The following is a 20,451-nucleotide window of genomic DNA, read 5'->3' as shown; positions in this document are numbered from 1 at the left end:
AGTTACTCATTAAAGAGCCTGAATAGTGCAACTACAAAGTTGTTAACCTTGTCGCCTCGCACTTCTTCCATTTCAACGTAATCAAGTTTTTCAGGCACTATGAATTCTGTGAAAAGTGCATTTGCCTCTTCATATAGATCACCATCAATTTCTAGTTCATCCATAAAACGCTTTACAGTCGAAATTCGCGCGTCTATCCATTGTGAATTCTTTAAAAAGCTTTCAATACGCTTCGCTAACTTCGCTGAAACTTTGGTATTTCCTTGCAATAGTTTACGACTAACTACTTTTCCAAGTTTAATTCTTGGTTCAATTACAACGTCATTGCCTTTCTTAGTTTGTATCATCGTAAATATTGGGTGATTTTTAAGTGCCCTTATAAATTTGTAAGCAACACCGTCGTAGTTCCCTTGATCAGAAAATATTTTACTATTTCGGCTTAGTACACGATCGTAACGATTAAACGCATTATGACTTCTTAGCGTTTCTAAATTACTTGTTATCGCGACGCTCGCCTGAATTGCGGTACCATCAATCATCGCTGTATACGCTGCATTAATTAGCATATATTCAAAACGTTTGGCAAAATCGGTAAGGTGCTCGTCAGAGTTTCCACTTTGCTTTACAAAGTTCTCAAACTTAAATACATGAAATGCAGTAAATGTTTTGTTGAAGATATACGAAAATATGGGAATTAGCCGTTCACCACCAATGCTATCAAATAGTCCTTCATTTTCTATTTTCCAATCTTGGATTTCTTTATTCAGCCAGTTGGCTGTATACATTTTTCCTTCGAGCAATTCTTCTTCATAGTCTTCCTCATCCCCTTCGTCACTGTCACCTGTGATCATCTTGGTTGGTGCCATATTGAAGATGCTATAAAACGGTCTTCGATGAAGTATCTTTGACAGCGTATGTGTCGTTTTGTTTTCGTCTTCATACTGTGTGAATGAATATAAGATGATTTCAAAAGCACGACTTAAACACACAAATAGGTAGTTATTACCAAGCTTAGAATACATGTCACCATAGGTATAAATATCAAGTAACATTGTATTTAAATTGGTTCTAATGCCTTTATCTTCAGACTCACCTTTCATGTACTCTAATTCATCTGCTCTCATCGCTCTTGCTTTTTCAGCTAATGAAATAGCACCGCTGTGATGAAAAAACTCTAAAGGAGGCATGCTCTTTAAGGTTGTATCATGTTGACTAAATGCCGCTTCTAGCAGGGATCTATTTTCGACTTGCCACTGAGCGCCTTCTCCTAACGAATTTAACTGCGAAGACAAAAAGCGTCTATCAGCCCAGATCAAATGCTCTTTTTGGATCTGAAGCTTTGGATTAAAGCTAGGCAAGTCCATAATATCAAAAGCATCTTCTTCATTTAGGTTATGAAGTGTAAGCAATGAGTCAGCGTTGGTGTATGCCACACCGCTTTGCTTTTGTTCTGCCCAATTTATAAAGCTCTTCCACAATTCATAGCTCGTTGTTTGATCTCCATTGAGCGCTTTTTCTACATCATTTGGTGTAATCGCACGAATAAACTGGGTAAATTCTCGGGCAGATTCAGGGTTCGGCCATTTATGCAGCGCTTCTTCATTGAGACATAATGGGTAAAACTGCGAGAAGATATTTTGCTTGTGCTCACGATACGAGTGAACCTCTGTCCCCTCCTGCTGTTTACCCGTTATTATCTGTAAAGAAGGCGCGATATAACTGATCGGCAAGAGTGAAATCCGCATATGGTTTGGAAAGACCTTAGCCAAGTACGCCTGTGTCAGCTCTTTGGCAAACTCCACCCCTTTCTCTTTTTGTTCTGGGCTGTTTGTCGAGTCACGGTAAGCTTTTTCGTCAAAATGAATGTTGGTCATTTGTTCATAGAGGTTATAGTCACCACTCACCACCGGAATAATATAAGGGCAGCCTAGCAGTCTTCTAACCTCATCAACCACTTCATAAGCGCGCTCTAACGCCATGTCTACGTCGTCAATGGGTAATGCAAGTGCACTGCATCCTAGGATTTGAATGGCCGACTCAACAAATTGATGAAAGTACTTTTCAATATTAATACCCGACTTATACTGCAAAATCTTATCGACACCAGTACAGCCTTCAAACTCTTCCTTTTTACCCAGCGCATCAGCGAGAATTTTTAAGCGCTTATAAAAGTCACTTTTAAGGGCTTCGCTTTTTTGATTGCCATTGCAGCAATGGCTGCTGCTCAGTTTACTTTCAACCTCACTGTAAATTTGCGCGATAATGACATTTGCAAAATTATCATTATCCACCAACATTGTCGGGTCAATTGCATCCAAAAAGAAAATCTCTGACTCATGCGATTGCCCATCATTTGCAACAGCAGCCCGCCACATGTTTTTTACGTTACGTAAAAAAACTGTTTTGCCAGTACCTCGTTGGCCGGTTACTAATATCGCATTATGAGAGAGCCATGTTTTATTTTTGTTTTCGCTTCTAGCTTGCTTATATTGCTTCGCATCATTTAAAAATGAATTTAAGTTATTTACTAGCTTTTCTCTTGCTTCAAATTGCCAAAACTCGCGGTGTTTAATTGGCTGCGATTTGTCAGCGCCAACAAAGTCATCGCGATATTCTTCTTTTGTAAGATCTAATATGTATTTAATGGCCATTTATTTTTTTAATCCTTTTACCAAATCAAAGGCACTATTGTGTACTTTATAGTGGTCGCCAAGAATTTCTCTGTCTCGGCGGTCGATCATATTCTCTACCATTGAAAACAACCGCTTAAAAGTTTCAGCTTGAATGCGGTCTACTTCAAATGCGCCTGCATCATGGCGCGCAATTTCGTACTCGCGTTTTAACCTACGTAGATGATGAACCATGGTCTGATTACGTATAGATGAAGCGGTAAACCCAAATAATCTATTGCTCATATACGTCAACAAAAACCCAGCGACACAGGATATGCCCAGTAAGCAAATAAGCGGCTTGGTAAAGGCACACGTGAGTGCCACAACAAAAATTAAATTAAAAGACGCCAAAGCCAAAGATTGACGCTTACGCCAAGTAAACTCATCGCTTTCAACAAATGTATTGTCAGCACGTTTAAAGGGGTAAACTCTAAAGCTGACAAATGTAGCCAGCATCAATGATGGCAGTGCAGCGAGTACTATCCAATTAAAGTCATACCCATCCCACAATTGGTTTTGAGTAAAGATTTTTAAATGTGGGCTAAGTTCAGCAATGGCAAAAAAACCTAATAACGTAAATGCCCAAATTGAGAATAAAACCGCGAGTGTTCGCGTGGCTTTACTGCTTTTGTCTGCACGTTTATGCGCAGGAAGGTATATTTCGCGAATAAACCAGTTAATCTCACTGACAACTGGATCGCTGTTATCAATTTGATCGATATATCCTTGATAATTCACTATTCCCATTACCGCCTCAATACTTTTATACCGGCTTACTCAATTACAATTGTGACCAGTACGGTGTTAAATATTAAATTGCGTTACAAAATAATGTAATTTTAACATCCAAGCAATGGGCTGAGTCGAATATTAAAGGGTTCAATGATTAAATCTTAGTTATCTAAACAGTCTTGCGTTTATATTAATTCGGTGATTGCGCGCTATCTGCCAGTTAAATATCAATGTAAGCTAGCCAAATAATTACTTGAGCTCACTGTGTTTATCACGTTGCTTTTGTACAAAGGTTTTTGCAGTCATGCCAAACTGTTTCTTAAAACAAGCACTGAAATAAGATCCTGAGTTAAAGCCCACTTCGTCAGCAACTTGCGCGACATGTTTGCCATTGAGCAGAGGCGTTACTGATTTATATAGCCGATATGTTCTCAAATACTCATTAGCACCCATAGAGATCAAGGCTGTTAACTTGCGATGAAGCTGACGCTCACTCAGCGCCATTTCTTTTGCAAGTTCGGTAACTGTGGTATCTGCATTGCGGAAGTATCGCTCAACTACCGCGTCAAGCTTATCCAAAAAGTCATAAATGTGTGGCTGGTCTTTAAACTGCAACTTAGGTAAGGCTGGTAAACTCAAAGAATCCTTACGCGGTTCATACGTAAGGCGACTTCGCCATTTTTCAAGCATCGTCTCTTGGTGCTTAAATAAGTTGCTCACTTTTAACTCTAGCGCCTGCAAGTTAAATGGCTTTGTAATGTAATCATCTGCTCTGAGTGTTAGGCCTTCAATCTGTCGTTGCTCATTTAAATTGGCAGTGAGCAGAATAACCGGTATATGCGCCGTAAGTGTATGTTGTTTAACTGCTGATAAAAGTCCAAATCCATCCAGTTTTGGCATCATCACATCGGAAATAATCAAGTCAGGTATGTGAGACTGTGCAAGTGACAACGCTTGCTCACCGTCTCGTGCGACAACCACCTTATATATTTTACCGAACACGCTGTGTAAAAATTCAAGCATATCTGGTGTGTCATCCACAATTAAGATAGTCCGCTCAGCCTGCTGATTAATTGAGTTATCAGCCGGATTGCCATGCTCTTTAATTTCAATCACGGTATCTGGTTTTAGGTGTTGATCGACCACCTTAAAGTGGAGCGAAAAAACACTGCCCTGACCTTCAACGGACTCAACTTCCACAAAGCCGCCCAGTGCCTCTACAGTTGTTTTAACAACACTTAGTCCGATGCCAAGTCCGACATTATACTGGCTTCCCTGCTTGGTTCGGTATTCTGGTTTAAATACGTTTTCGAGTTCGTTTGATGCAATACCAATTCCTTGATCTCTCACACTCAAGGTACACGTTTTGTCATCTTCTTTTTGATTGGTAACTAACTTAAGTGTTATTGCGCCGCCTGGGGCGCTGTATTTTATCGCGTTGCTAAGTATATTACTGATGCACTGTTCGAGTTGATCTTGACTCGCAGACACCATCACATCTGGCTCTATATCAAGCGCAACTGGCAAGTTTTGCTGCTCCATCACAGGCACAAAGGCCTGAACTTGCTCTTGGCAAATCTTTGATAAGTTAAAAACTTGCTGTACCGATTGCATGTTTACTTCATGCTGGGTCTGTTCACCTTTGTGTTCTGACACCTGCATTAGCTGCTCAATGAGAGTTTTCAAACGCTTGGCGTTGCTCACTACGATGTTGGCCATTTTACTGCGCTCTTGAGCTTGTTCAGCTTTTAAAAGTTGTTCTGCTGGCCCTTGGATAAGAGATACCGGCGTCATTAGCTCATGAGAGAGTGTTTTCAGTAACAAAGTTCGTTGCGCCTCGGCATTTGCCAATGCAACGGATTTTTCTGAGAGTTGTTTGTTTTGTTCGGTAATTGCTTTGGTTTGTATTACTACTTCTTTCTCAAGCTTTCTTTGGATGCGTTTAAGTGCTGCAACTCGCAAGTGATAAATTGCAAATAAGCAAAGCATAAAAGTTAGAATGTAACCTACGTAGGCCCAAGTGGTTGCATACCATGGTGTTTTAATCGAAAAACTAAACTCTCCGGAGTTATTAGACCAATTTCCATTGCTATCCGTACTTTGAATTATAAGCTTGTAATCACCATAAGAAAGGCGCGGGACCATCAGCATTCTGCTATTACCCAGCTCAACCCAAGCTTGTGATATCCCCTCTAATTTATATCGAAACTGCTGTTTAGAGGCACTGGCAAAATTGGTATTAGCGAGATTAAAACGGATGCTAGCATGTTGATACGGCAAGTTATGCAAAGTCTGCTGATTTAAAAATGTGCGCGTACTGCCATCTCCAAATGTCATCTCAAATTCACTGACTTTGGGCTCTGCATCAAAATAGGAGAGTTTTTCTGGCGTAAATAACGTTAAACCTTCGGCGGATGCAAACACCAAACTACGCTCTGTGTTTGTGGCAGCACTTCCCAAATATCCTTGATGATAAAGTCCATCGCCTTTGTCAAAGTAACGAACCGCCTCACCTGTTTTGTCAGGGTTCCAAGAAAAGACGCCTAACCCATTTGCAAACCAAGCGCGGCCGTCAGACGTAAAGGCAATACTCACATTGGTGATATGTGCAAGTTCCTTAGGTAGTGTCAGCCAGCTGTTTTTAACTGTATCAAGAGCTTTTATGCCTGCATCTGTTTGCAAAAACAAGACCCCTTTTGGGCTCAAAAACAGATCATACACAGCAACCCTAGATATCACGCCTGCCACGTTGTTTTTCAAAAACTGCCCAGTGGTTAAATCCAATGACTGTAACCCAGAGGAGGTTGCGATCCACAAAACGCTGTTATGTTTTACAATACTATGTACTTGATCAGAAAGAAGCGCTGAGTGCGCTTGTGTTACTCTGTGAACAACTCCTGTTTGAGGGTTTAATTGGGTTAAACCATCAAAGCTATGGGACAACCAAATAGAAGACTCACTCTCAACCACAATCGCATAAATCGAGTCAGGAATGCCATGCTCAGCAAAAGAAACCTGATTGAGTATTTGCATTGTACTTGCATCAATATGCAGTAACTCTTGATAAAAGCTAACCCAAAGCGTGTTGTTTGCACCTTTTGCAATTGCCTGCGCCGAAAGATCTTGTGCAGACACACATCCATTAAGCTGACCATTAAGTTTATATTGGCAAAGCCCTGCCAACTGATCGACAACCCATATTTGATTGTCTAAATAAAGCACGTCGTTTATTTCAAACTGTTGTGTTTCACTTGGATGGTTAAATGCGAAGTTCTTAACTGCTTGCAAGTTGGAATGCTCAATAACAGCCCCTTCTGTGTAGCTGCCAAATGCACGAACTTGAGCGTCCGAAAAGATTGATAACAAAGGCGGAAAGTCCTCTGCCAAAGTGACCTGTTCACCTAGTTGTAAAAGCCCTGCATTTAACGATGCCGCAAACAGCGTTTTATTGTGCAAGGCGAGATCAAACACATACCCCACAGTGTCGAATTGGTGTTCATCTTCATAGCGGAGTTCAACTTTGTTGCTTTTGGGCAAATACTCCGCCATACCCACACCTTGAATACTGAGCCAAATCTTTCCATCATCGAGGCGCCAAACTTTATCAGCATATAACGGTTCATCATCGTCAGAGACAACAAACCTTCCTTGCAGGCTTGGAATATCCAAATGCAACAAACCTTCGTCAGAAGCAAGTAATAACGTAGACTCATCTACCTCAGTAATGGATAAAATACGCTGCCCAAACCCATTATCAGCTGAAGTATTTACCCCTTTTGCAAGTGTAAATGGCACAAATTCAAGCTGTCGATTTGCCACTTTATACAAGCCTGATTTAGCGCCAACCCAAATCAAGCCTTGGCTAGATTCATACAAGCTATAAATATTTAACGTGGATGAAGCACCGCTTATATTAACCTGCTCAAACCCCTCTGCATTTGGGTTTAATACTTCTAAGCCCTGTTTACCCGCAGCCCATAGCTGTTGTTGAGAGTCAAATAACAAATCTCTCACCCAAAGTGATTTGCTTAACTCGGGTGTTTGATGTACTGAAAACCCTTTTACCTGCGCACCATCGAATCGCGCGATGCCATGTTCAGTAGCAAACCACATAAAACCATGGTGATCTCGCGTGATATCAAACACACGATTGCTCGGTAAACCATCACCTACACTGAGAACATTATTTACGTTACTTCGGGCGTCTACTGCCTTACCTAGCAATAGGCAAATTACCAAAAAACACCGCACAAAAAGAGTCACTAAAGAGTCATTAAACATAGAGTAAATTATTGTTATGTTTGCTTATATTTTAAAAATCAGTTTTGATACGCAGAGCTTGTTTGACATAATAGCAACAAATGAGCAATTATCAAATGTCCCATTTTGGAGGCCAGAATGTCAGATAATTGCGTATTTATGTCTGTTTTGTGTTACCGCTCTTAATCGTACTCTCAATATAATTCTGACATACCCAACTAGATGCGCTGTTTTAAGTATCAAAGCACCATTTATTGGACAGCCAATAAGGCACAAATAGTAGTAAACAAAAGCAGTACATCACGAGCCTGCAACATAAATAAGGAATTACCATGTTTAATTCACCCATAAAAACGCTCAGTCTTGCCGTACTCTGCTCTGCCATTCTCAGTGGTTGTGGCGGTAAAGGCGGTTCAAACTCTCCAAGTATAGAATTAGACAGCAATAAAAAAGTCACCACGGAAGAAAACAAATACGCTCGTCGCGGACGTGTCATTGATGGCTATGTTCAAGGCGCAACCGTATGGATTGATTTGAACAATAACAAAACCAAAGATGCCAATGAGCCTTCAGTCATCTCAACAGATAAAGGAAGTTATATTCTTGAATTGACCGAAGAACAAGCGAAGTGTGCCTCTTACGTACCAACCTATGTTGACGTGCCTGTCGGCGCGATTGATGAAGATTTAGGTGAAGTTACAAAAGCCTATCAAATGGTGCTGCCACCCACGCTTGAGTCTTTAGATGATGAGGCACTTCAGCACATCACGCCACTGACTACAGTACTATGGCAATCTCTGGCTGAAACCCCAGAATTTAAAAATGCCACATGTGCTGAGCTGGTCAAAAGTAACAGCGTAAGAGAAGAGCTGCTTATTGTGTTAGAGCAAACAACTAAGCAAGTTGTTGAACACTATAATATTTCAGAAGAGCAGCTATTCAGTGACTACATTGAAAGCGGTGATGAAGCACTGCAAAAACTTGCAGAGTCGATTGTTAAAGGCTTACAAGCTAGCGTTGAAAAGTATTTGGAGCTTGCTAAAAAATATGTAGATGCACCTGAAATCAGAGTCATTCACTACAAAGGCACGCCACCAAATAACCCAGAAAGCGACGAGCTTGTGTGGTATCGGAAAATCCATATCTCAGACAAGCACGGCGGTACTTTACTGGATGAAACAGCCTTGATGGATGACGCCTTAAAAAACGTACTCTACATACACTACAACCGCCAATCACGTGTAATTGAACTCAGTGGCGGTCACTCTTACAGGCAAATTGTTGATGTGGTTTTAGATCACCCAGAAGATACGGGACACTGTTTCCATAGCGAGCAACTTAAGCTAACGATTAATGGTATTGAGTATGAAATTAGCAACGAAAAAATGGTTGAACGCGACTCTCAAGAGCAAGTCTGTGACTTTAGCGTGGACTTTAGCGACGCGAAAGGTCGAAGCCTGACCCTGTCTTACAATAAAGGGGCTGTCCACTACTTTGCCCAATTTGCACAAGACAACCACTTAGACACTAAACAAGGTCTGACCGATTGGTACAATCTGGGTGACAATTTCGATTTGCTCGACGTAATAGCAATTGTGTCTTACTTTGACAATGCAGGCTATGAACTTGATGCCGAGGTTACTATTCCGTTCTCTTGGTGGGAAAAGCGAGTCACTGACGACTCTGGAGAATATAGAGTGACCACATCACGCAGACATGATGGTAGTTGGACAAGGAAAACATATAAAGCTGATGGCACCTATGATTTAACTTGTAGCACAGATGGTGAAAACTGGACCTCTGAATGTAACTAGAAGTCAAGATTAGTAATACAGTCAATTCTCCCACAGCCTACAGCCGCACCTAGAAAACTACGTGCGGCTGTATTTTTTTAAAGCCACCCAAAAGTCTGGTAAAAAACTTCCCATGGCTTAAGTTACTACTTGAGTATTTACTCACCATTCATCCATTAATTTATAATCTTATTTTTACAAATCTGTGCCCTCTACTATTTAGCATATTGCATGAGTAAAATAAGTTACAGCATACACTCCACACGCTCGCACCTGTAAAGGGTCCTAAAATAAACAGCTCGAACGACTGCAAATTTTAATGCCAAATTAAACAGTTGCAAAATACAAAACAAAAAGCCTAAATTAAAAAACGAATAAATATCCAATTAGCTTTTTTTTCAAATGGATAGAGTTAAATAGAAAAGTTCAAAAGCAAACCCAGCTTTTATAAAAACTGACCAATACTATTGTATTAAATTAATTCAAAACCTAGCCACACAATAAATTTTAAATTTTTCGCACTCAAAAGGTTTAAAATTTGAATTTTAGTTGTTAATATCTGATTCAGATAATGAAATATTTAATAAAACTCAGGTATAGAATATATAAATTAGTTAAAATACTTCCGCCAAAACATTATTATATTAATATTTCCGAATATTAACGCTATTTCCTTGCCTAAAAACCAGGTTTAGTGATAACTTTTGTTAAATTTTGTTATCATAAGGTAATGTTGGAAAGTTATGAAACTGAGAATTCGACAACTAGGATTGTTTAATGGCTTATGGGGAGAAGCAGCCAAGTCGATACGTTCGATGCGTAAGGATGCTGGACTGACACAAAGTCAATTGGGTCAAAAATTAATACCAACCGTAGATCAAGCAACGATTTCAAACTGGGAAACAGGTAAAACCCCTGTACCACTCACCAGTTATTTTTTAATTTGCTTTATATGCGGATTTAGCCCAGAAGAAAAAACCAAGCAACTGCTTGAAAGTCAGCAACCAGAAAACAAACGGAATTAAGGAAGTATCTGATGTTTAGTTATGAAGCGTTGAATATGTTTTACACCTTTTTAGGGTATTCTTCTACTCCAATACTTCTTTTTCTAGTTCTAGTTTCTTGGCGTAATGTGAACTGTAGATACATACTGTCTGTATTACTAAGTATCGAAATAGTCGAGTCGCTAACTTTTGACGTCGTCTATAGTTGGGGTAACGAATACTATTTGTTCGCAGTATTCTCGGGCCTTATTTCATTCTCTTTGATTTTAGGAAGGAGATTGATAGCTGAGATGCTAAAAAATGATATATATTTCTTTGAGAAGATTTCAAAAGAATATAAGTTTTTAAAACAAGAAGGTGCATTACTATTTTGTTACGGAACATCAACTTTTATACATGCAATTACATATATAGAAGTTTCTCTTTATACAAACAGGTTTATCGAAAATTACATTATTCAAAAATACTTTTTCGGCCCGTCAATATCAATAATTCATATGACATGCTATATATTAATTATTAGTATTGTAATGAAAAATAAAACGGTACGGAATTTTACACTTGGAAAAGCAAGTTCTTAGAATAGAGGAGACAATATGGTTATTTTAGATGCAAATGTGTTGAAGAGTGTTGTTGGGGGCTTACATAGTACACCGGGAGGTCCTACTCCTGAAGAACCAAGTAAGTAAACCTATTGCTGAACTTTGGTAGTTTTGTTATCTAATTTTAACTAACCTTATCAACCTAATAATATGGTAGATGTATTGTACTCTGTTTTTTGTTTTCCCTTAAGTACTACTACAAGGTTGTTAGGCTGTGAAACTAGTTTCAATTGCAACTAGTGTTATACGTAACTATCGAATTCAGAAGCACTAGACTATTGCACTTTGCTTGAAAATACTTCTCTTGAAGCAATTTATCAATCAATCGGCTATATTAGTTTACCCGTACTATTTATAGCCTTAATTGTTGGATGGAAAAGCATCAACACTCGTAGCCTCATGATCTTATTGGTGATTGTAGAGGCTATTGATACAGCCATGATCGAGACAGCATATAGCTGGCGAAATGGGTATTATATCTGGATTTTTATATATAGCTTTTTATATATTTATGTTGTTATTGCACGTCGCCTTATCGTTAAAAACCTAAGCCAAATGAGCATTTTTTGCAAAGATGTTTATGAAAACTATTATTTTTCAAAGCAAGAAGGCGCTTTATTGTTTGTATACATTTTACATGTATTTATTTGTCTAATCGCACTACTAGAAGTCCAACTTTTTCAGCACTATATTATCGACAGCTTTCCTTATATTTTATACGCCTTTAGCCCATTACTTACGTTGCTCTGCCTTGCAGAAGCGCTGTTAGTTCTTAAACTCGCTACCCGTACAGTTCCCGTTGATGAGCACGTCATTAGAGTAAAAGAACGTCGATATATGAAAAAACAGCGAGTGGAAAGTGCAACTCAAAAAGATAAAAACTAATCTATATAGTACACAAAAACACTCCTCTATTGCGAGGAGTGTTTGTTTAATCACTTAAATTACGGTCTAGGATCAGTAGGCTTGTATACACCACTAGCACCACTTACCTTGTCACATAACTCTTTGCTTAGCTCCCGGTTTAACGCTTTCATATTTTAACTCCTTTAAATTTTTTGATATTTACCACTTATGTGGCCTAGTCCATATCACACTGAAAGAGTCAATTAATCAATCACTTTAAGATAATTGTCAGATTTAAATAAGATATTTTATATTTTTTTATCTAACCTTATTGAGTAAGGTGTGCTTCATCAATTGCTATTTAAGGTTATATAGAACGTGGTAGTCATCGATGATCTGCTCAATGATATCGCGATTTTTAATAATGGCTAGATTAAACCTTTGAAGTTGTTGCTCGGTTAAGCTCCCCGGCCTGATCATATAATGCACTGGGTTGTTATAAACACTAATGGCTGTTGGCTGAATATGTTCGGCATAATTGCCTTTTTGTATTAAGAACGCCCCGGTTAAGTTGTCTTCTACAACATATTCGACTCGCTTTTTAAGCACCAAGTTAAAACGCTCACGTGCAAGGTTGGTTTCAATCACGCAATCTGGGCAATTATTACGAAATACCGAAAAAGATTGGCCATACACACTGCCTCGGCTAACTGCCACAATGTTATTTTGCAAGTTTGAATACAGTGCGTTTCCTTTTAATTTGCCATTACTTAAAAAAGGCAGTGCATTCCTTTTATGGGCAAACAACAACATTACTTCTTGGCGGTAAGGCAAACTGAATTCGGCGTATTTTCTTCTAGATTGAGTGAAACTGGCAGCAGGAACAATATCGACATTACCCTCTTGAAGCTCTTTGAATGTGCGGCTCGAAGATGGGAGCACAACGTATTGTACGCAAAAACCAGCTTCACGAGTTATAAGTTCGATCAGCTGGATCTCTAACCCATGATATGCGCCTTCACTTTTAGACGAGTAAGGTGGCCAATCACTACTAACACTGACTTTAAGTGACTTTTCACAGGCAACTAATTTTGTGCAGAAAATAACAAACAAACTCATCAAAAAAATACAATAAAAAGTACCGCTTGTTTGCCTTTTTTCAGCAGGATTAATCAATGTTTACACACCTCTGACTATGTAATTAAAGTGGACCGTTTAAAAAGACTGACTGCAATGCTAATTTTCATAGCAGCTTGGTTGCCTTGGGCAAGCAGTGCCTCGTGTGCATATTACCCTAACATCGGTATTTATGCCGCGTTCAATCCAATTAATATTCAGTATTTTAGCCACACTCATTAATTGTTTTTTTAGATGCCAAGGTACCACACTCGCACCGCCTTGTTTAATGCATAAGTCTTGCAACTCTTGCACTAAGTCCTGCGCACTATTGCCTTGCGCATCTATCGCTGGGTTTAAGTCGATCCCAGCACACAACACATGGGCATTTTCCACTAGATCATTCACTTTGAGCGACTCACAGCAATATAAGTGAGGTTTACCATTCACGTTGAGTATAGACAATTGCGCACTGGCACTGAGACTCTGAGCCATAAACTTTCTAAATACAGCCCAGTGCTGGCAAGGATCTTCCACACTACGCATGTTACCCCACGGAAGAGGGATGCCATTTCCTCGATATACTGCCTTTAGTTTACCTGGTAAATAAGCATCAAAATAATGCCAATGAGGATACGGCGAAACCACTGTCATTCTGCGCATAGCCACCGAAGGTGAAATGTTTAAATGCTGATGGATATCTACTTCGTAGCCATAGGAGTCTAATAGTTGGCGGTAAGCGACTTTAGGGCATAGTAAAGCACCAGCAAAAAAGCTCGATTCAAAATCGTGCCAAGCAGTCAAAATATCCTGTGCATTCGGAGTCGTGTCTGTTGCAGGCAACACCGCACTGTTAAATCCACCTGTTCGTAATACGCAGCGCAGACCTTTTAATTCATGTAATACACTATGGCCAATATGTACTGCTAAGTCGTACTTTAAACGCGCGGGATTTTGTTTTAGACGCTTGTTAATATTAACCACATTAGGCTCGGTAAAATACGAGGTGATCAAGTGGTTAAATACATGACCGCTGTCATCCATAACCTCACTAGGTACTTCGTCGTACCAGCGCATTACCAAGCCCTGTTTTTTAAGTAATTGGGTCAAATCGTCAACATTTAAATATAGATTCTTGCCCCCTACTTCGTCTGCTGCACGCTCTAAGTCTGGAAAATGGTTTTGATGATGTTCTTGATGTGCACGAATTAAAAGATGGGCAAATTGGCGTCCGCTAATCCCCGTTTGAGACAACATTTCTGGGATAGCTATTTGCAGAATGTCTTTTGAGAATAAAAAGTTTGGCTCCAGCGCCATACCTTCAATGCCCCCTGAACGCCCTTTTTGTGGTGTTATGGCGTCGGCTTCTGGCTCAGTGTCTAAAAACCATGACAGTGGCTTTTGAAATACCTCAGCAAAATTCTCTAACATACCGCTACTCGGAGTACGTTTCCCTCGTTCAATCATCGATAAATACGACACTGATGGCGCAGATTGCGGGTCAACGCGAATACATCGAGCAGAAAGATCCTCCAAGGTTAGGTGATTTCGCTTTCGTAAATTCCGTATCTTGGTACCGAGAAAATGTGACTTGCGCATCAACTCTGAACTAGTTTTCATTTTGCCCCCGAGTATTTGAGTAACCATTTACTGGTTTTATTAGACAATGTTTATGACGACAGCCCTATCTTATTCACAACTAGAGGTCTGACCAGATTTTGTAAAATTTACACTGTAAAATTCTTTTTGTGAAATTTATTGATAATTTTTCATACACTGAAATTGTAGTCATTAATCAGCGAACACGTAATGCAGACAACCATCACGTAGTTCAACTTAAAATTTCGGTAACTGGGGATACATCAATGAAAGCACAACTTCAAACCAACGAATCATCGCAGACGCTTAGCGAAGAATGTCAAAAACTGATCATCGCTAAGCAGTTTTTAGATCAACACTGTCCACTTGAGTTTGGCTCGCACACACAAGTGAGTGCATATGTTGTGTATTACAATCATCTCATGGTGTTTTTTGCAGATGGCCAACACTGCGGTCTTAAAAATACCAAACAATTTGTTGCCTTGTGTGGTCATAAAGAGTCACCGTCTACCATCTTGCTGCAAAAAGATGATGGATTGCACATTGAACTAAGCTTTAACATCGCAGGCGAAACCGGCAAGTATGACAAAGCACATATCAACGATGTGCAATATGAAACTCCTTTTAGTGCGATTGATACACAAAATAGCAAACACACTAAACTGTGGATGAGCTTTATTGACGGCGTACAACACACGCTTGTAGATGAATCTCGTTGCAAGTGCTACCGCAGCAAAAACGGAGAAGACTACGAGGTCTAAAACTTTTTTGTCTAAATCACACCAATTTTTGGATGTGAATGATTATTTTGGCCACATGCTGTTTGGTGGCCAAATGTGAATACTTACTCGCATTAAAGCCATAAACGTTCAAAGCCCTCTGACACATCTAGTTTTTGTTATTCATGCATTCAGATTAATTTCAGCTAACCTCAATATAATCGCGCGAAATTTCACTTGTGACTGGCATATATGAATAAAGTATTCGATTGGTTAAAAAATATGAATTGGATGCTGTGGGCTTTGATCCTCGGCATTGCAACTGGGCTCATTTTTGGCGAACGTGTTGCCTTTTTAAAACCGATTGGCGAAGGGTTTGTCAGCCTTATGCAAATCACGATTTTCCCATATATTGTAGTCAGTTTAGTCGTTGGTCTAGGTAAGTTCAGTCCCGACCAAGTTAAAACGGTACTGGCTAAAGCCGCCATCACAATGCTTGCATTATGGGTTGTTGGTTTAGCTGCAATTTGGTGCTTTACACTCACTTTGCCTTCTCATGATGCGGGTACATTTTTCTCGCCTGCGTTGGTCGCTCAAGCTCCTGACGTCGATTTTGTGCAGCAATATATCCCTTCCAACCCGTTTGCTTCTATGGCAGAAGGCAATGTACCCGCCTTGGTCATTTTTTGTATCGCCCTAGGTCTTGCACTTATCTCCAACAGTCGTAAAAACCAGCTGCTCGATGTGCTAGAAGTTGTAGGACAAGGCCTCACCGTGATGTCTAAAAAAGTCATTAAGTTTTTCCCAATTGGGATTTTCTCGATGACCGCCAGCACCGCAGGCACCATTGGCAGCGAAGAGCTCAGCAACTTACAAATATACTTAGTGTTGGTTGTATGCCTAGGCTTTTATCTGATGTTTGCCCTACTGCCGATGTTAGTTGCAGCGCTTACTCCGGTTAAATACCGAGACCTTATCAAGGTGATGCGCAATGCTTGGATCACCGCGTTTAGTACAGGTAACGTGTTTATCGTGTTACCTGTGATCACTGAAGGGATTAAAGCTCACTTGCAGAAGATAAAACGCAGTGACGAAGAGTCTGATCATATCGCCGAAGTGCTTGTGCCAATTGCTTATACCTTTCCGAGCTTAGGTAAGCTCACCACCTTGATGTTTGTTACCTTTGCGGCATGGTTAACTGGTAACCCTATTTCACTTGAGCAAATTCCTAATGTAACCTTGTCTGCTATGCTCAGCTACTTTGCCAATGTGCATATCGCCATTCCTTACATGCTTGATAGCTTGAAAATACCCGCAGACAGCTACCAGCTTTATCTATCAATGTCCGTACTTACCGCTAAGGTAGTGTCACCTACTACGGTGGTTTACATTTTCGCTGTAACACTGCTGTGTATTTTTTATAACAAGCAGCAATTACACTTAAAACGCATTCGCTCTGTGTACTATCTCACTTTACTGTCAGTATTATTGCCTGCATTTATGGTTTTGAGCTTTACAACAAATAACCACTTGGCACAAAGTACAAAGAGTTCTGATGATGTGATTGCAAATATGGTGGTCTCAGATCAGGTGCCCAGCGATGTACTGAATCATGTACCAAAAGCTTATCAAAGTGGTGAGTTGTCTTTAACAAACATTGAAATTATCAAAAAACGTAACCTACTCAGGATTGGATACTTGGTCGACAATGTGCCATTTAGTTATTTTAATCAAAAGGGTGAATTAGTCGGATTTGATATTGGCCTTGCGCACAAGCTGGCGTCTGACTTACAAGTTAAAGTAGAGTTTATTCCATTTAAAAAGCATCAATTGGCTGAGTATTTAAACAAAGGCTACTTTGATGTGGCGATGTCAGGCCTTGAGATGAGTGTTGCAGATCTAAGCGCAGTACGCTTTAGTAACCCCGTTTTAGAGCTTCAGTTAGCACTTGTTGCTAAAGATCATCGCTTAAAAGAGTTCGCGACACGTGATTTGGTCCTGTCTAAGCCCAAGTTGAACTTAGCTCATGTTGAGTATCAACCATTAATGCGCGATGTTGCCAGTAAACATCAACAAATAACGATTAACCAACTAAATAACCACCAAGCGTTCTTTGAAAGCTCAAATGATAACGATGCACTGGTAATAAGTGCTGAAGCGGGGTTTGCATGGAGCATGTTCTATCCAGAATACGGGGTTGTTGTTCCAAAAGGTGCAGAGCTTAAATATCCAGTTGGGTTTGCTGTTGCAAAACGCAATGTTGATATTCTCAGCTATTTGAACACATGGCTTGCCATTCAACAAAGTAAAGGCACGATTCAAAACTCATACAACTACTGGATCTTAGGCAATGGTACACAAACAAAAGAACACCGCTGGTCGCTGTTAGACGAATTCTCTGAGCAAGCGGGCAGCTACATTGAGAGCCAATAGCTGACTTACCTCGAACTCACACTGCCGAGGCTTACGACTTTCAATAGATGTAAACCTTGGCAAACCATATTGCGCTCAAAACCGCCTGTAGACTCACAGCCAAGAGCAGCTTGAGTTGAAACGAAACTTTATTCGTTTTATGACGAGTGAAATGCATCACTAGGTAAGTGGCGCAGTGTAACGACATCGCCGAGAGTAAAATCAGTGTTTTTTCTGAGATCCGTTGTTTGTCTTTTTGGGCGTTGGTTTTATCTTTATAAAACCCATAAAACATCACTAAGTTGGTGATGGCTAGCCCGCCAAGCCCTGCTCCCAGCGCAATAGGATTTTGGCCTATCGCAGGCAAAATCAACATACCTAAAGCACACAAAGATAAAATTACGCCCAATTTGGCTAAAAACATCACTAAAGACTTAAATATCAAGCCAACTCTCTCCTATTTGCAGCTTACTATGTACACAGCCAATTTAATTAGCATCAATGCGCTTTTGGTTAATTAAATTAAATAGCTCAACAGTTGCTGCGGCATCGTTATATGCGCGGTGGTGACCTTTGAGCTCGATGGATAGGTCCTGACAAATTTTGCCAAGGGAATACGAAGCATGTCCAGGTAGCCACTTTCTTCCCAACTGCACGGTACAAAGCTTAGCGCGGCGAAACGGACGCTCTAATCGTGCAAATTCTGCTTTTATAAAACCAAAATCAAAATTTACATTGTGTGCTACAAAAATGGAATCTTGGGTAAAGGTATCTATTTCATCAATAACTTCGCTGAAAATAGGTGCATCTGCCACCATATCGTTATCTATTCCCGTTAATTCAGTAATATATTTAGGCACACGACGCTGTGGGTTAATCAGACTTTGCCACTCTTTTACTATTTCACCATCTTGCACTTTTATCATGGCAATTTCGGTGATTTTATCGTGCTCTTTTTTGCCACCCGTAGTTTCAATATCCACAATCACATAAGGTTGCCGTGGTTCTACACGCCACTCTACCGATTGCACATCAACATCAAAACCATGCCGAATAAGCTTTTGGATGGTAATAAGCTGATTGCGCCTAAGGCTGTCACCAGGAGCTTTTACCTCAACAAACTTAATGCCCTGCTCAAACACCATCAGATCTGGATAGCCGTCTTTTAAGCTTTTAAAGTCTTTACTCATTGCGCGTAAATGCGCACAAACCGCCTCGATAGGTGCATGCTTTGCAAACTCAAACAAACTAGAGAGCACATCAGGTTGCCAATGCATTAATCGGCAATGTGTACCAAAACGCTCAGAGGCCTGTTTAACTAGCCAACTTAACAATGCGTCATTATTTTTAAATGTACTCAAACGCTGTTCAATTTCTACCTCAAAAACATGATAAAAGGTATTATCTTTAATGCACTTAGGTGTATTTTCAAATTCATTAGAAAACGCATTTCTTTGATCTTCAAAAAGCTCATGCCAAAAGCTCAAACAAAATAGAGCTCGCCAAAGCATGTTTTCACAATGCACTGCTTGTATGCCTTTTCTTGCAAATTGATTGACTAACCCCTGCTCAACATAGCCTTTGTAGGCTTCATCCAAAGCCACTTTGGGGCCGCTATTTCTCAGCATATCGGTTAAGGCTGAAGTGCGTTTACTGGTAAATTTTAGACGGTAAAAATCCTCAGCAAAAAACAAAAGCTTTTCATCGCTCGGAGCTTCTATGACTTTTTCGATTTGCTGCTTACACCTAGCATGCTCACCTTGCGTATATAGCAAACGAATATACTTCTCTTGGGCACTTGGGTGGGCGCTTTGAATGAGCAAAGACTCACTTAACCCCATATCAAACTCAGCCACTAAATTGGCCAGTTTGTAGCATAAATGGTCATACTTAATCTGGGCCAATTGTCCAACAGGTTGCAAAGTACCATTGTCCGATAGCAACTTGGCCACTTCAAGCACTCTTTGTGCCTCCATATCCTTGAGCTCGGAGTACAATCGACTGTAATAAAATGCACTTTGCGCTTCTTGATAATCATCAAAGTGCGCGTTTGTTTGAGCACGTCCAGCATGTGTTTGCATCACGCCTAAATCACGCATAGAAAACTGGGCAAATGCCCCACCTAACTTACCAAAATACAAAAACAGCAAATATTCAAAATCCTGTTTAAATTGCGAGGTAAAATAGTGGGTATAAAGATGGCTTTGTAGTAAATTGAGCTGTTTAAAATTGGCTGAAACAAACTCAAACCAGACAGATTTTTTTGCTGATTTTACAGGTGGGGATGGTAGTTCATGCTCAGCAGCAATCGCTTGCAGTTGTGTTTTGTTTAACTCACACAGTAATTGCTGTGGCAATTGCACTTCACACGCCAGCGTTAACCACTGAGCATCATAAAGCGTACCAAATGTGCGCTCGTAGTCAGTGATTTCGCTGTAGTCTAGATCAGCTTCGCACACAAATTGACGCTTGCGGTTAATGACACGTACCAACAAGCACTGAGACTGCTCATCTAGCTTTCTAAAATCAAGTAACTTTGCTCTTTGCCCATCACTAAGTAGATGTTGGCTGGTTTGCTCAATATAACTCAACAGCTCAAAGAAGTGTGTGAGGTAGTATTTTTCTGGCAAAGTCTTCACGATAAAAAAACCTGTATACATAAACAGTGTTTTAATATGCCAAATTCACTACCAATT

The 20,451-nt window shown here is 40.0% G+C and carries 12 protein-coding genes; 5 read left to right on the top strand and 7 right to left on the bottom strand.

Going from position 1 to position 20,451, the window contains the following annotated elements:
* Nucleotides 1-2: 2 nt before the first annotated feature.
* The 3 genes from rdrA to N475_RS06605 form a co-directional block, all read right to left on the bottom strand.
* Entirely contained in the window at nucleotides 3-2,651 is a 2,649-nt protein-coding gene (gene rdrA, locus N475_RS06615) for an antiviral RADAR system adenosine triphosphatase RdrA (RefSeq protein WP_063364904.1), read from the bottom strand.
* Entirely contained in the window at nucleotides 2,652-3,419 is a 768-nt protein-coding gene (locus N475_RS06610) for a hypothetical protein (RefSeq protein WP_063356476.1), read from the bottom strand. It lies immediately after the preceding gene.
* 234 nt (nucleotides 3,420-3,653) lie between these two features.
* The gene (locus N475_RS06605; RefSeq protein WP_162269587.1) at nucleotides 3,654-7,628 is read right to left on the bottom strand and encodes a hybrid sensor histidine kinase/response regulator transcription factor; all 3,975 of its coding nucleotides are present in this window, start codon (nucleotides 7,626-7,628) and stop codon (nucleotides 3,654-3,656) included.
* A 368-nt stretch (nucleotides 7,629-7,996) separates the two neighbouring features.
* Between N475_RS06605 and N475_RS06600 the strand changes: the two genes are divergently transcribed.
* From N475_RS06600 to N475_RS06585, 3 genes are all read left to right on the top strand, one after another.
* Nucleotides 7,997-9,478, top strand: coding sequence for a hypothetical protein (locus N475_RS06600; RefSeq protein WP_063364902.1), 1,482 nt, complete (start codon nucleotides 7,997-7,999; stop codon nucleotides 9,476-9,478).
* Between the two features lie 722 nt (nucleotides 9,479-10,200).
* Complete coding sequence (locus N475_RS06595; RefSeq protein ID WP_063356480.1) at nucleotides 10,201-10,482, top strand: helix-turn-helix domain-containing protein; 282 nt, start codon at nucleotides 10,201-10,203, stop codon at nucleotides 10,480-10,482.
* A gap of 866 nt (nucleotides 10,483-11,348) precedes the next feature.
* Complete coding sequence (locus N475_RS06585) at nucleotides 11,349-11,948, top strand: hypothetical protein (RefSeq protein ID WP_155730868.1); 600 nt, start codon at nucleotides 11,349-11,351, stop codon at nucleotides 11,946-11,948.
* 318 nt (nucleotides 11,949-12,266) lie between these two features.
* Here N475_RS06585 and N475_RS06580 read toward each other — a convergent pair whose 3' ends face one another.
* Both N475_RS06580 and N475_RS06575 read right to left on the bottom strand, forming a co-directional pair.
* Entirely contained in the window at nucleotides 12,267-13,028 is a 762-nt protein-coding gene (locus tag N475_RS06580; RefSeq protein WP_155730869.1) for a substrate-binding periplasmic protein, read from the bottom strand.
* Between the two features lie 117 nt (nucleotides 13,029-13,145).
* Complete coding sequence (locus N475_RS06575; protein WP_063356484.1) at nucleotides 13,146-14,645, bottom strand: DUF3612 domain-containing protein; 1,500 nt, start codon at nucleotides 14,643-14,645, stop codon at nucleotides 13,146-13,148.
* Between the two features lie 245 nt (nucleotides 14,646-14,890).
* On the opposite strand from N475_RS06575, the gene N475_RS06570 reads away from it, so the two are divergent.
* Both N475_RS06570 and N475_RS06565 read left to right on the top strand, forming a co-directional pair.
* Nucleotides 14,891-15,385, top strand: coding sequence for an aldolase/citrate lyase/malate synthase family protein (locus N475_RS06570; RefSeq protein WP_063356485.1), 495 nt, complete (start codon nucleotides 14,891-14,893; stop codon nucleotides 15,383-15,385).
* A gap of 249 nt (nucleotides 15,386-15,634) precedes the next feature.
* Nucleotides 15,635-17,776, top strand: coding sequence for a cation:dicarboxylate symporter family transporter (locus tag N475_RS06565; RefSeq protein ID WP_185843649.1), 2,142 nt, complete (start codon nucleotides 15,635-15,637; stop codon nucleotides 17,774-17,776).
* 40 nt (nucleotides 17,777-17,816) lie between these two features.
* Here the strand turns inward: N475_RS06565 and N475_RS06560 are convergent, their stop codons facing one another.
* Entirely contained in the window at nucleotides 17,817-18,200 is a 384-nt protein-coding gene (locus tag N475_RS06560; RefSeq protein ID WP_155732551.1) for a DUF1294 domain-containing protein, read from the bottom strand.
* 43 nt (nucleotides 18,201-18,243) lie between these two features.
* Entirely contained in the window at nucleotides 18,244-20,415 is a 2,172-nt protein-coding gene (locus N475_RS06555) for an exonuclease domain-containing protein (RefSeq protein ID WP_063364899.1), read from the bottom strand.
* Between the last annotated feature and the right edge of the window lie 36 nt (nucleotides 20,416-20,451).

It is taken from the genome of Pseudoalteromonas luteoviolacea DSM 6061, assembly GCF_001625655.1.
GTDB lineage: Bacteria > Pseudomonadota > Gammaproteobacteria > Enterobacterales > Alteromonadaceae > Pseudoalteromonas > Pseudoalteromonas luteoviolacea.
Note: the sequence above shows the minus strand (reverse complement) of the source record. Positions and strands in the feature narration are given on the sequence as shown.

Bases quoted from the DNA above. Each gene is read 5' to 3' on its own strand.
- N475_RS06580 (WP_155730869.1), bottom strand. From the start codon at position 13,028: ATGAGTTTGTTTGTTATTTTCTGCACAAAATTAGTTGCCTGTGAAAAG.
- N475_RS06555 (WP_063364899.1), bottom strand. From the start codon at position 20,415: ATGTATACAGGTTTTTTTATCGTGAAGACTTTGCCAGAAAAATACTAC.
- N475_RS06595 (WP_063356480.1), top strand. From the start codon at position 10,201: ATGAAACTGAGAATTCGACAACTAGGATTGTTTAATGGCTTATGGGGA.
- rdrA (WP_063364904.1), bottom strand. From the start codon at position 2,651: ATGGCCATTAAATACATATTAGATCTTACAAAAGAAGAATATCGCGAT.
- N475_RS06565 (WP_185843649.1), top strand. From the start codon at position 15,635: ATGCTGTGGGCTTTGATCCTCGGCATTGCAACTGGGCTCATTTTTGGC.
- N475_RS06575 (WP_063356484.1), bottom strand. From the start codon at position 14,645: ATGAAAACTAGTTCAGAGTTGATGCGCAAGTCACATTTTCTCGGTACC.
- N475_RS06570 (WP_063356485.1), top strand. From the start codon at position 14,891: ATGAAAGCACAACTTCAAACCAACGAATCATCGCAGACGCTTAGCGAA.
- N475_RS06600 (WP_063364902.1), top strand. From the start codon at position 7,997: ATGTTTAATTCACCCATAAAAACGCTCAGTCTTGCCGTACTCTGCTCT.
- N475_RS06610 (WP_063356476.1), bottom strand. From the start codon at position 3,419: ATGGGAATAGTGAATTATCAAGGATATATCGATCAAATTGATAACAGC.